This is a genomic window from Thiomonas sp., from assembly GCF_034007205.1.
Lineage (GTDB): Bacteria > Pseudomonadota > Gammaproteobacteria > Burkholderiales > Burkholderiaceae_C > Thiomonas.
Genome location: NZ_JAVERI010000032.1, coordinates 1 through 10876, shown reverse-complemented (window position 1 = coordinate 10876; position 10876 = coordinate 1). Strand labels below are relative to the sequence as shown.

Here is a 10876-nt window from a genome sequence, read left to right as displayed (position 1 = left end):
AACCTTATCCGGACTTCACGATGGCCACCCCCATCACCAGGGACGACCGGTGCGGTGAGCTGCTCCGGGCTACGCCCTTCGCAGCTCACCGCATCAAAGACTTACACCACGCCCGGGGACATTACCTGCGCCCCTGCACGGACTCTGCGGAGTGGGGACAACTGGTCATGGCCGCACCAAGCCAAGCGATCCAGAACCGCAAGGCAAGCGCCCCCCTCTGAGGTGTCAACACCCGCAGAACCGAAAAAAGGGAAGGGGGAAGGGTCAGGCGGTCGCTATCGCCTGCCGCGCCTGGTCGCGCAGCCGGTCCAGATACTCGGCCACGAGGCGGGTATCGGCGCAGCGCAGCTTTTCATCTACATACGTCGGCAAATCCAGCTTGCCTTGAGCGAGGCGGGCATGCAGCGTCCCGCTCGCCAGGCCCAGCGCAGCCCCGATCTGCTCCACTGACATGCGCGGCCCGTATTTCTCGAAAAGCATCATGGTGGTGAACATGCTCATGATCTGGCCCCCTCGTCGTCGCCGTATTGGCCTGCGCCGCATCCGATCGCGCTCGTCTCGCCGTCGATGGTGTCACGCAACTCCGCCAGTCGGTAGCCCAGATCACGCACGATCAGCGCCATGCCCTCGATGCGGAAAGCCACCTTGCGGCCCTTGCGGCCGCCGAACGAGGCCACGTCCTGCGCAATGAGCTTCATCACGTCCGCCGTGCAGATCGCAATCCACTCCATCGGGCGGGTTTCAGAGTCCACCACGTTCGCCATGTCGCTGATGACGACATCCAAGCCCCGGAAGTCCTGCGCCGCGGCTGTGGCGGGGGCAGGGCGGGGCGTCGGCTCCGGGCCAAGCGCAGGCGCATCCGGGCGCGATTCGAGCCACGAGACTGCCTCAGTACAGGCATCGGCGTACTCGTCGGCGGGATACACGCCTCCGCCGACCTCCGCCCCATCCTCAAGCAGACGCAAGCGCCATCCGCCGCCCAGATCGGCGCTGCGGGGTGTGATGGTGTATTCGTAGTGCCCGGCTTTGCCGGTGGTGACCGGAAAACCGTGGGAAACGTCGTCGGGCGCTTGGCCCGGCAGGCCCTTGCGGCCCTGTGGTGTGGTCATGGTGATGCTCCTAGCTTGACGGTATCGAACCGCCGCCCGCTGTCAAACGGGTGAGGCGGAACCTGACGGGTTGACAGACCGGGCTAGGACCGGCGAGCCTCGCGGCTCCCCATCAGGCCCGCCCCATAAGGGCAAAACCTGACGCGCAAAACAAAGGCCGCTGGGTGCTGTCGTTCAGACAATCACGGCGCGGCCTGCTGCTTGCGCCTAGCTTCCGGGCTGTCAAACCCGATCTCTTGCGAGACAACGCAAACATAAGCGAACCCCGGCGCGCTGTCAAGCGCCGGGTTCACTTCTGGAAAATATCGCCTTCCAGCGCCCGGTAAATCGCCATGTTGATGACGGCTGCGCGGGCCAGGCCGGTGCGTCTGGCTGCCTCATCGACCTGGCGCAGCAGGTCGGGCGCAATGGTCAAGGTGATCTGCCGCTTGCGGCCCTTGGGGACGCCCTTTTCATAGGCCAGCGGCGCAGCCTTGCCCGCGTCGGGTGCGCTCTGAATGAAGGCATCCTGCGCGGCGCTGGCCGGGACGGTCTTGGGCTTGGGCTGTATGGACATGAAAAGGCTCTCGTTAGGCGATTATTTGAATATTCTTTGGATATTAAAAAGAGATGAAACAAGCTGTTCCATCTCGGCTATCGCCTTCGGGTCGCGGGGTGTCTGCTCGGACACGGCCAGGCCCGCGCCCCCGGCATTGCTGAACGCCTTGCGCCGCCTGATCGGGGCAGCCAGATACTCGAACTGCGGCACATCGGCCACGGCTGCCGCCGCGTCAGCGTTGTCGGCTGAGTGCTCGCCGGGGTCGGCCTGGTTCATCACGGCGACGGCGCGCAGGCCGTCGCGGACGCTCCGAGCCTCATCCACCAGTGCGGCCATGTCATCGAGCGCCCACACGTCATAGGAACGCGGAGCGAACGGCACCAGCAGCACATCGGACAAGATCAGCGCTGCCCGTAGCGCGGTCGAATCACGCCCCCCGGCGTCGATGATGATCTCTTGCCACTTGCCCCGCTGCTGCTGTACCTGGCCGCGCAGGGCCGGGCCGTCGGCGTATTGCGCGCAGGCAACTCCCGGTTGCCGGGCGCTCTCGGCCCGTGCGGCAATGGCCGCCGCCGCCGTGCCCTGACGGTCGCCGTCGATCAGCCACACGTCGCGCCCGGCCAAGGCGCGGGCGATAGCAATCTGAACGGCCAGTGTCGTTTTGCCGACTCCGCCCTTGGTGTTGCCGACAGTAAGAATCACAGTTGCCCCTCGAAAGGATATTAAAAGGACATTAAAAGGATATTAAAAGACAGTGCAAACCACCTTGTCAGCGCTCCATGCCCCTGTCGCGCTGCCGCTCTTTCGCCGCCCCGCCCACCTCCTGCATGAACCCCGCATAGCGCCCGCCGAGCGCCTTACGGCTGTGCGCGTTCGCTGCGGCCACGTCCCCGCCCTGCTGCTCGATGCGCTCCATGCCCTGCATCCAGTCCTGCACGGCGCGGGTGCGCGCCGCGCCGGTCTGGGCCTGCTGCCAGGCGACCAGCGCCGCATCGACTGCCCGCATTTCGGGCGGGCCAGTCTCGGCCTGCGGATTCAAGGGCTTGGCGACTTCCCGGGCCGACTTCTCCACAGTCTGCGGGGACAACTGCTGCGGGCGCTGCATGCGTTGCTTTTCATCCTGCACCACGGCCTGCAAATCGGTATCCATGACCTCGATGCCCAGCCGCACCGCCTGCCGTGCCGCCCGTTCGCGGAACTCGCTGCTGCCGGTGATGTCCACCTTGCCGCCATACTTCTGCGCGGCCAGACGCAGGGCCGCTTCCAGACTGTCATCCCCCTTGTCGTGCATCACGATGCGCGGGCCGGTGTCGGTGAACCTGTCCCGCCCCTGTGCGTCGCGGTACAGCACGAGCTGCCGCTTGCGGTCGATCTCGGCTTCCAGTCCGGCCAGGGTGAGCTTGCGCAGTGGGTCGAGTTCTTCGCCCTCAATGCCGTCGATCTGCTGGTTCTTCTTGCGTTGCTCGCGGTAGCGGATGCCGCGCAGCGCAGCCTGCGCCGCTTCATCCCCCTGCGCTGCTTCTCGCTCCAGCCACTTGCGCCACACCTCCTGTTTGGGCAATTTGGCCGACAGCGCCTTGCGCTCTGCCGCCTGGCGCTTCTGCAAGGCTTCGCGCTGCTGCGCCGCTCTGAGCGCCCACAAGGATTGCCCTACAGCCTGTAGCTGCCCCCCTTGCCGCGCCTGCGCCGTCATCGCCTTGCGCTCCTCGCGCAACTGGACGGCCAGCGCCGCGCGCTCGGCGCGATGCTGCTGCACCAGGTCGGCCCTTTGCTTCGGCCTGTCCTGCCGCGCCGCCTCCTGCTCGGCCTTGAACCGCGCCGCCAGCGCCTTGCGCGCCGCTGACCGCTCCAATCGCCGCGCCATCCGATCATCAACGCTCAACCCGCGCACTGGCCCATCCGCCTGCGCCGACAACCGGCCCGCATCGAGTAACTTCTGATAGTTCACCGAGGCCGCAGGCAGTTTGTCCGGCGGGGGTTGCCAAGGGCCAAGGCGCTTTTCCAGTTCCGCCTTGCTCGCCCAGCGCCCCAGCTGAGACGCCTTGGCCGCAAGCGTGCGCCCATCATCGAGCCGGGTCGTGACCACCATCCCCGAACCCTTCGGCTCGATGCGTAGACCATACTTCGCCGCCTGCTGATGCAGCCGCTCCCACGTCACCCCCGGCGTATCGAGCGCGGCCTTGATCGCCTTGGCCGGCCCGCTCGCCGCCCATGCCTGAAACGAAGCCCCAGCCTCACGGTGCGCCGCATCCGCCGCGCCCGGTGAAATCTGCGGCCCTGCGGCCAGCAAGCCCCGCTCCCGCCGCTCGGCGCGGCTCATCCTCACCACTTCCGGCCCCTGCTCGGTGTCGAGCGTGACAAACGCGCCATCAGCGCGCCGCCATCCCTGCGCAATCTCAATCTCCCGCGCCGCCTTGTGCAGCTTCAACTTCGAGAAAGACGGCACTTCCGCCATGTGACGGCCATCCGGCTTCACCCGGTTGATGACCAGGTGCACGTGGTCATGGTCGGTGTCGCGGTGAATCGCCCAAGCCGCCTGATGGTCGGCCATGTCCAGAGCCTTCATCATGTGCGCGCACGCCTCCTGCGCCTGTTCTCCGGTCGGGTGCTCCCCGTCCTGCCATGACATGACCATGTGAAACACCGGGTTCCCGGCGCGCGCTGCATACCCGCTGCCCCGCTGCCGATACTCCAATTCCCGGTCATTCATCTCCCAAGTCAGTTCCTCGGCCAGTCCTGCCGCCTCATCGCGTATCGGGTCATAGTTCAGCGTCCCGAAAGTCAGATCAGCCCCCGGCTCATCGGCGCGCAGCACATAGCGCAGCACAGGCCCGAAGCCCTTGCTGCCCTTGGCCGAAATCTTGATCTGCTTGGGAATCACTGCTGCATCAAACGACTGCTCGCGCGCTCGATCTGCGCCAGTGCCGCAAAGAATCGTTCCGTTTGTTCCGCCGACCATCGGGCCGGGGGATTGCGCAGGAAATTCCTGAGCATCACACCGATGCGCCGCAACTCGGCCACGCCTTGCGCGTTGATCTGCGCAGGCGGTGGCCCGCCCGCCTCAATCAGACTGCGCACATACGCGCTGCGCGTCACGCCCGCCGCCTGCGCCCACTCATCGAGGCTGCGCGTCGCATCCGCGCCAACCCATGCCGTCACAATGCGCCGCTCAACGGAATTCATCGTTATCCCTTTTCTTGGCGATGCCGGACGCAAGAATCACTACGCCCAGCACAATGCCCCGTTTAAGACCCTGCACACGCCCCAAGCCCAGCCCGAAAGCAAACAGCCCGACACCGACGGCGGTCAAAAAGAACGCCAAAGCCAGCAATGCCAAATCATCGCCGTGCATCATTCTTCCCCCCTTTGTGCGCACTGCGCGCATCGTCTGCCGCAATCTGCTGATGCAATGCTGCGTTCTCTGCGCGCAGCGCGGCGATGGTGTTTGCCGTGCCGACATACACATGCACGGCGTAGCCCACACCGAGCGCACACACCACACCCGCAACAGTCGCCCACATCCAAGAAAACGATTCCCGCGCCGCCTTTTTGAGGCTGTCGAGCACGTCATAGTGCTGATGCACTTCCGCCTGCACGGTCGGCTGAATGCGCGCCGCGAACTGGCGGGCAAGCTCGGCGGTGTCGAGGGTCGGCAATGTCACCCGCGCAGCCACGGCCCGCGCAATGCCGTCCGTATCCACCTTGCCTGGCTGCGCATCCGCGTCAACCCGATCTGCCGCCAGTTGCGCGCCGAGCTGCTTCACCGTCTCGATGGTGCCCGCACGTATCGCGGCAAGCATCTGCGTGATGCGCTCATTGATGCGCTGTTCACGCTCATCCGCTTGGCTGTCCCGCGCCGCCGCCGTCGTCATCGCGCGCCAGTCTGCCGCCCAGATCACGGCCAGGGCCGACCACAACCCGGCATGTTGCGGGTCATCTTCATCAATCATGCCGCCCTGACTTACCGCATCAATGATCGCCCGCGCGTGCTGCTCGGTCAGCCCGTCAAACGGCCCGCGCCACGCCAGGCGAAAGACCTCAATCGCATGGCTCATATCGTGTCATCCCGCATCGGTGACACGTCCGCCGCCGACATTCCAAACCCGCCCGCTGTCGTGTCCTGCACCACCTCATCAGCGGCTTTGCGCTTGCGCGGTCTGCGCGCCGGTTTCTGCTCCGACACAGCGGCCAGCAACCCCGCATTGCGCATTGCCTGCCGTATCGTCTGCGCATCCGCGCCGGTATCGTCGCGCAGCGCCGCCACGATGCTTGCCACACTCGCGCCATTGCGCAGCAAAAGCGCAATGTGCTCGCTGCGCTGCGCCACATGCAGCGAAGCCACGTCATTCAAAAGTTCGTCGAGTTTGCCCATAGCCGACCGCCGGTAAGTTGAGACGGCGCGCAGAATAGGCGCGGAAAAACGCGGGCGCAAACTCCGAACAGCGGCGAACGAAAATGCGCAGCGCGCACCTATAAGCTTCGGACAACCCTGAGACAAGCGCAGCGCGGAACGGGGCAAAAATCGTTACCGGGTGTCGGGGCGCAGCCCTGACCAGATCGGCAAACTTTTAGGGGGAGGCCGAAGGCCGAATCCTATAAGTTTGCCACATCTTGCACGGACTAAATTAGCGGGAATTAGCAGCCTTTGCCTGCCCATCGAAAACCGTATCCGGGGTGACTTATAGGCCGCTCGAATCGGGCGCATTTTCAGGCCGTTCGATGCGTTCCCAGACCTCGCACCAGACCCGCCGACAAACGCGGTTTTCTGGTGTGCACGACCTCAACCCCGGTAGACCGCCTTGCGGTCGCCGATGCGCACCACGAGGATGCGCAAAGCGTCATCTTCGATGCTGGCAACAATGCGAAAGTCTCCGATGCGGTATTTCCAGAACGCGCCCAGCTTGGAACCTTTGAGCGCTTCACCAATGCTGCGCGGGTCGTCAAGTGTTGCAATACGCTCGCGCAAAAAGGTCGTGATGCGCTTGGCAATGGGCCTATCCAGATCGGCCAAATTCTTCTTGGCCTTATCGTCTAACTCAATCCGCCAAGCCAAGGTCGCGCTCCACTTCGTCCAGTGTGTAGGTGCGGCTCAGGCCCGCGCGAATATCCCTCAATTGTTGCTCTGCAAGATACAAATCTTCGAGGTCATCCAGATATTCAAGGATGGCTTCGCGGGCGTAAAAAGCCTTGGTGCGGCCCGTGGCTTTCGCCAGAGCATCAAGGCGGTTTTCCACTTCGGCGGGTAGTCGCAGGGCAAGCATGGCGGTTCCTTCATGGTGTGATGTTATACAAGTATAGCGCCCGTGCGCATCGTCTGTATTCTGTTGCGCGCGCCTTCGCCTTCACTGCGTTGCGGCCTGCCGCTGATGCCGTCCAGATAGTCCGCCCACGCCTGCATCATCTTCACCCGAGCGGGCCAGTGCTGCGTGCGGTTATAGGCCATGCCGAGACTGCCGGGCTTGGCGTGCGCAAGCTGTTCTTCGATCACGTCCGGGTCGAACTGCAAGACCTCATCGAGCAGTGTCCGCGCCGTCGCACGGAAGCCGTGCACGGTCATCAGATCGCCGCTGTAACCCAGCGACTTCAACGCGGCAATCAACGTGCCGCCGCTGATGCTCCGCCCGTTGCGCCGCGCGCTCGGAAACACATTGCGCCCATCGGACAACACCGCCACCTCGCGCAGAATCGCCACGGCCTGCCGCGACAAAGGCACACGCAAAGGTCGCTTCATCTTCATGATCTCTGCCGGTATCCGGGCTTCCGGCTGTTCTGCATCAAGGTCAATCCATGACCACTGCAACTGCCGCAACTCGCCCGGTCGCAGAAACAGCAAAGGGGCCAGACGCAGCGCCGCGCCGACAACCGGCCCGCCGCTGTAACCGTCGATGGCGCGCAGCAAGGTCGCCAGTTGCGCCGGGTCGGTGATGGCCGCAAAGTGCCGCTCCTTGGCCGCAGGCAAAGCCCGGACAAGAACCGTCGTCGGGTCGGCCTTGGCGCGTGAAGTCGCAACGGCATAGCGCATCACGCCGCTGCACAAAAACTTGACGCGGTGCGCCGTCTCCACGGTGCCGCGCTTGATGAGGCGTTCCAGCACGGCCAGCACGTCCGCCGCCTCGATCTTGTCAACCGGCATGCTGCCAATCCACGGAAACACATACAGTTCAAACCGCCGCAGATTGCGTGCCGCGTGCGATGGAACCCACTGATCGAGAAACCGCTGATGCCACTCGCGCGCAACAAACTCGAACGAGTTTTCAACCTGCGCAGGCAACACCCGGCGCAACTGGCGATGTGCGCTCGGGTCGATGCCGTCAAGCAGCTTCACCCGCTGCCGGTCGCGCTCATCACGCGCCGCCCTGATGCCCAGATCAGGAAAGCGGCCCAGCGCAATCAGCTTCTCCCGCCCGTTGAACTCATAGCGGTAGCGCCAGGCTTTGACGCCGGTCGGTGAAATCCAAAGATAAAGCCCGTTCCCGTCGTACAGCTTGTAAGGCTTTTCGGCTGCGGGCGATTCGAGGCATTGTCGGTCAGTGATGGGCATTGGGGTATCTCCTTTCGGAGTGGGGTATAGCGCCGAAAAGATACCCCATGCAAACGCCAAACACCGGCGAACAATGCCGCACAACTACAGACAACAAACCGAGCTAACCGCTTGATGCAAAAGACAAATACGCGCAACGGCGAACGGTCAAAAACAGGGTAATGGGCCGGGGTCTATCGCATAGATCGCCTAAGCAATTGAAAACACTAGATTTCACCATCAACAAAAAACCGGCATACCGTCTGAAATACCGTCAACCTGTGGTCGCTGGGGCTGTTATCTGCGCTCCGATCTGGCCTGCATCGGCGGGTGGTGAGTGTATCGGCTGGCGTTGCGCCATGCCGACATGACAGCGCAGGGATGGGGCCTTGTTTTCTGGAATGCCGGTTGTGTGGGCACTGCCAAAACTGTCAAAAGCCCCTTTTGGCACTTTTGGCAGTTCGTGCACAAGTGGTTTCCTGAAAACCGCATTCCCGGTTCGGGCTACCCCCCTGCCAAAACTCTGCGGCGCAAAAATCTGATGGGGCGCACGGTTTTGGCCGGGCGGCTTCAAACTTTTTGCACCCCCCCCGCGTCACCCAGGAAACACACACTTGCCGTCCTTCACCCGGTAGGCGCGCGTTTTTTCGGGCCGGGTCACGGTGCGCCAGGCGTATCCGCCTCCAGCCAGGGGGATCAGTTCATGCTCACTGGCGATATGGGGCAGTAGCTCCACGTCGGCAACGATGCGATGTGTGTGGCTTTTGCTCAGGCCGAATTGCCGGGCGATTTCCCAGATGGTGGCACAGCGCATGCGGGCATATCGCATGGCTTCGTCACGGCTGCGTCGTTCTTTGGGGGTCATGGTGGCGGGGGAATGGGAAAGCGGCTGTGGCGGGCTTTCAGGGATGGCAAGGGGGATAGGTGCAGGGCGCGGTGTTTTGCCCGCCTAGAGGCATTTTGGCGGGTTTGCGGGCAGGTTGTCACCTATGGGCGATTCCTGCCACTCTAGCGCTGCCTCGCGCCCGTTTCGCCACCCGCATGGAACCCCCCGGGGGAGTACCTTTTACGCCTTGCCGGGCTGTCCTGCACGCTCGTTGCAGTCCTGCACGATGCCCAGCATGACCTCACGCGCGGCGGCGTCGAGCACGGCGGCGATGGCGGGCAGGTCGCCTTTACAGGCAGCAACCTTGCGCACCAGCACGTCGGGCAGGTCGCGCAGCCGGTCGGTGACCAACTGGCGAATGACCTCCAGCACGGCGTGAAACTGCTCCACGCGGCCCAGACCTGCGGCCATGCGATCCCGCTTGATCTCAAGCATTTGGCGTCTGGATCGGGTCGATCTCAACACTTGCAGCCGGGTCGCAAGGGCCAGTGTGCGGGCGTCGCTTAAGTCTCTGCCGTCGAGATAGGCCTGCGCTTCGGCAATCAAGGTGTCGAGTTCAGGGTCGGTCATGGTGGTGTTCTCCGTAATGCGCCAGCAGCAGGGCCTCGGCGCGGTTGTGGTCTTTGATGCGGGTCAGGTCAACACCTGGAAACAGGCGGCTTGCCATTGCGCGGGCAGCTTCCTTGTCGCTGGGCAGGCGCAGGGCCTTCTTCCACACGGCAGGGGCTACCGGTTGCCAGGCGATGCCCAAGGCCGAGAGCACGGCGCAGATCGTGCCCAGGCTGTGGCCCAGACTGAACACACTCGCCACGCCTTGCCCAGGCCGGGCAGATACGGCCTCCACGAAAGCGGTGTCAATGTCCCAGGGGCGCAGCAGGTGGGCAAGACCGGCGGCGTCGAGTTCACGGCGCACGCGGGCCTTGCCGATACCGCGCTGCACGGTCGGCAGGTCTTTCACCCAGGCGGTGCGGCTGCCGGGGGCGTAGAAGGCCACAGCCCCCGTCAAACCCGGGTCGATGCCGACGATGCAGGGCGCGCTCACGCGGCGGCCTCCAGGCCCTGCATGATCCACCAGCAGGCGGCGCAGGCGGTCACGTCCGCAGCGTTGTAGCTCGCCAGCTTGCCATGCTCACCCGATAGCCACAGGTCGAGCACGTCCGCGCCGCTGGTGCCGTCGGCCTTCGGGCTGGGCACTCCCAGGGCGCGGCACAGCTTGTCCAGACTGATGCGGCCTCCGTATCCGGCGAACAGCGTCATGGTGTCGCCAAAGTCACGCGGCGCACGCGCGCCGGGCTTGGGCAGCCAACGGGGAACGCGGATGCGGTGTGCCCAGCAGCGGGCGCGCACAAAGCCCAGGTCGAAGTCGGCATTGTGGGCAACCACATAGGCGTCGTCGGCATAGGGCCACGGCGTGCCGTCGTTCTGCAAGGCGGGGGCGGTGTCGGCAAGGTGTTTGTCGATTACAGCCAGGGCGCGGCGCAGGAAGTCGCCTTCTGGCTCCACGCGGGCGCGCACGATGCTTTGCGCCGGGGTGTCGCTGGTGGCAAAGCCGATGGCACAGAGTTCGCCTTGCGCCGGGTCGAGCGCTTGCTTCCTCCAGGTGGTATCGATGGCGGCGGGGCCGTCCTCCTTCCACCAGGCGGCGATGCTTTCCGGTTTTTTCAGCGTGCCGGGCGGTTTGGTGTCGGCCTCGGCTTGCACGCGGGCGCAATCGGTTTGGCCGGGCAGGGTTTCTACGTCGATGAACAAGGTGGTCATGGCGGGCCTCTCAGAAGGGAATGTCGTCGGCTTCAAACTCGGCGGCGGGGGCGGGTTGCCGGGCG

Annotated in this window: 16 protein-coding genes; all 16 read right to left on the bottom strand. The window is 64.3% G+C overall.

Going from position 1 to position 10876, the window contains the following annotated elements; genetic code table 11:
- Nucleotides 1-264 precede the first annotated feature (264 nt).
- Complete coding sequence (locus RBR52_RS15060; RefSeq protein WP_320378091.1) at nucleotides 265-501, bottom strand: hypothetical protein; 237 nt, start codon at nucleotides 499-501, stop codon at nucleotides 265-267.
- Nucleotides 498-1109 carry a hypothetical protein gene (locus RBR52_RS15055; RefSeq protein WP_320378090.1) on the bottom strand — a complete coding sequence of 204 codons (612 nt, stop codon included), beginning with the start codon at nucleotides 1107-1109 and terminating at the stop codon, nucleotides 498-500. Before RBR52_RS15055 ends, RBR52_RS15060 begins: the two co-directional genes overlap by 4 nt.
- Nucleotides 1110-1398: 289 nt before the next feature.
- The gene (locus RBR52_RS15050) at nucleotides 1399-1665 is read right to left on the bottom strand and encodes a CopG family transcriptional regulator (RefSeq protein ID WP_320378089.1); all 267 of its coding nucleotides are present in this window, start codon (nucleotides 1663-1665) and stop codon (nucleotides 1399-1401) included.
- 21 nt (nucleotides 1666-1686) lie between these two features.
- The gene (locus RBR52_RS15045) at nucleotides 1687-2349 is read right to left on the bottom strand and encodes an AAA family ATPase (protein ID WP_320378088.1); all 663 of its coding nucleotides are present in this window, start codon (nucleotides 2347-2349) and stop codon (nucleotides 1687-1689) included.
- 67 nt (nucleotides 2350-2416) lie between these two features.
- Nucleotides 2417-4528: a TraI/MobA(P) family conjugative relaxase gene (traI, locus tag RBR52_RS15040; protein ID WP_320378087.1), complete on the bottom strand. Its 2112-nt coding sequence runs from the start codon at nucleotides 4526-4528 to the stop codon at nucleotides 2417-2419.
- Nucleotides 4525-4830, bottom strand: coding sequence for a hypothetical protein (locus RBR52_RS15035; RefSeq protein WP_320378086.1), 306 nt, complete (start codon nucleotides 4828-4830; stop codon nucleotides 4525-4527). The genes traI and RBR52_RS15035 overlap by 4 nt, the downstream gene beginning before the upstream one ends.
- The gene (locus tag RBR52_RS15030; protein ID WP_320378085.1) at nucleotides 4817-5002 is read right to left on the bottom strand and encodes a hypothetical protein; all 186 of its coding nucleotides are present in this window, start codon (nucleotides 5000-5002) and stop codon (nucleotides 4817-4819) included. The genes RBR52_RS15035 and RBR52_RS15030 overlap by 14 nt, the downstream gene beginning before the upstream one ends.
- Nucleotides 4986-5702 carry a hypothetical protein gene (locus tag RBR52_RS15025; RefSeq protein ID WP_320378084.1) on the bottom strand — a complete coding sequence of 239 codons (717 nt, stop codon included), beginning with the start codon at nucleotides 5700-5702 and terminating at the stop codon, nucleotides 4986-4988. The genes RBR52_RS15030 and RBR52_RS15025 overlap by 17 nt, the downstream gene beginning before the upstream one ends.
- Nucleotides 5699-6019 carry a hypothetical protein gene (locus RBR52_RS15020; protein ID WP_320378083.1) on the bottom strand — a complete coding sequence of 107 codons (321 nt, stop codon included), beginning with the start codon at nucleotides 6017-6019 and terminating at the stop codon, nucleotides 5699-5701. Before RBR52_RS15020 ends, RBR52_RS15025 begins: the two co-directional genes overlap by 4 nt.
- Nucleotides 6020-6427: 408 nt before the next feature.
- On the bottom strand, nucleotides 6428-6700 hold the full coding sequence (locus tag RBR52_RS15015) for a type II toxin-antitoxin system RelE/ParE family toxin (protein WP_320378082.1): 273 nt from the start codon (nucleotides 6698-6700) through the stop codon (nucleotides 6428-6430).
- Complete coding sequence (locus tag RBR52_RS15010) at nucleotides 6684-6908, bottom strand: DUF6290 family protein (RefSeq protein ID WP_320378081.1); 225 nt, start codon at nucleotides 6906-6908, stop codon at nucleotides 6684-6686. The genes RBR52_RS15015 and RBR52_RS15010 overlap by 17 nt, the downstream gene beginning before the upstream one ends.
- Before the next feature lie 23 nt (nucleotides 6909-6931).
- Entirely contained in the window at nucleotides 6932-8188 is a 1257-nt protein-coding gene (locus RBR52_RS15005; protein ID WP_320378080.1) for a tyrosine-type recombinase/integrase, read from the bottom strand.
- 574 nt (nucleotides 8189-8762) lie between these two features.
- Nucleotides 8763-9032, bottom strand: a complete 270-nt coding sequence (locus RBR52_RS15000; RefSeq protein WP_320378079.1) for a hypothetical protein — start codon at nucleotides 9030-9032, stop codon at nucleotides 8763-8765.
- Nucleotides 9033-9233: 201 nt separating this feature from the next.
- Nucleotides 9234-9623 carry a hypothetical protein gene (locus tag RBR52_RS14995; protein ID WP_320378078.1) on the bottom strand — a complete coding sequence of 130 codons (390 nt, stop codon included), beginning with the start codon at nucleotides 9621-9623 and terminating at the stop codon, nucleotides 9234-9236.
- Nucleotides 9610-10095 carry a hypothetical protein gene (locus RBR52_RS14990; RefSeq protein WP_320378077.1) on the bottom strand — a complete coding sequence of 162 codons (486 nt, stop codon included), beginning with the start codon at nucleotides 10093-10095 and terminating at the stop codon, nucleotides 9610-9612. Before RBR52_RS14990 ends, RBR52_RS14995 begins: the two co-directional genes overlap by 14 nt.
- A complete protein-coding gene (locus tag RBR52_RS14985; RefSeq protein ID WP_320378076.1) occupies nucleotides 10092-10811 on the bottom strand; it encodes a hypothetical protein in 720 nt (239 codons plus the stop codon). Before RBR52_RS14985 ends, RBR52_RS14990 begins: the two co-directional genes overlap by 4 nt.
- Nucleotides 10812-10876: the final 65 nt, after the last annotated feature.

Coding starts and splice junctions, on each gene's coding strand:
- RBR52_RS15060 (WP_320378091.1), bottom strand. CDS start 501: ATGAGCATGTTCACCACCATGATGCTTTTCGAGAAATACGGGCCGCGC.
- RBR52_RS15055 (WP_320378090.1), bottom strand. CDS start 1,109: ATGACCACACCACAGGGCCGCAAGGGCCTGCCGGGCCAAGCGCCCGAC.
- RBR52_RS15050 (WP_320378089.1), bottom strand. CDS start 1,665: ATGTCCATACAGCCCAAGCCCAAGACCGTCCCGGCCAGCGCCGCGCAG.
- RBR52_RS15035 (WP_320378086.1), bottom strand. CDS start 4,830: ATGAATTCCGTTGAGCGGCGCATTGTGACGGCATGGGTTGGCGCGGAT.
- RBR52_RS15030 (WP_320378085.1), bottom strand. CDS start 5,002: ATGATGCACGGCGATGATTTGGCATTGCTGGCTTTGGCGTTCTTTTTG.
- RBR52_RS15025 (WP_320378084.1), bottom strand. CDS start 5,702: ATGAGCCATGCGATTGAGGTCTTTCGCCTGGCGTGGCGCGGGCCGTTT.
- RBR52_RS15020 (WP_320378083.1), bottom strand. CDS start 6,019: ATGGGCAAACTCGACGAACTTTTGAATGACGTGGCTTCGCTGCATGTG.
- RBR52_RS15010 (WP_320378081.1), bottom strand. CDS start 6,908: ATGCTTGCCCTGCGACTACCCGCCGAAGTGGAAAACCGCCTTGATGCT.
- RBR52_RS15005 (WP_320378080.1), bottom strand. CDS start 8,188: ATGCCCATCACTGACCGACAATGCCTCGAATCGCCCGCAGCCGAAAAG.
- RBR52_RS15000 (WP_320378079.1), bottom strand. CDS start 9,032: ATGACCCCCAAAGAACGACGCAGCCGTGACGAAGCCATGCGATATGCC.
- RBR52_RS14995 (WP_320378078.1), bottom strand. CDS start 9,623: ATGACCGACCCTGAACTCGACACCTTGATTGCCGAAGCGCAGGCCTAT.
- RBR52_RS14985 (WP_320378076.1), bottom strand. CDS start 10,811: ATGACCACCTTGTTCATCGACGTAGAAACCCTGCCCGGCCAAACCGAT.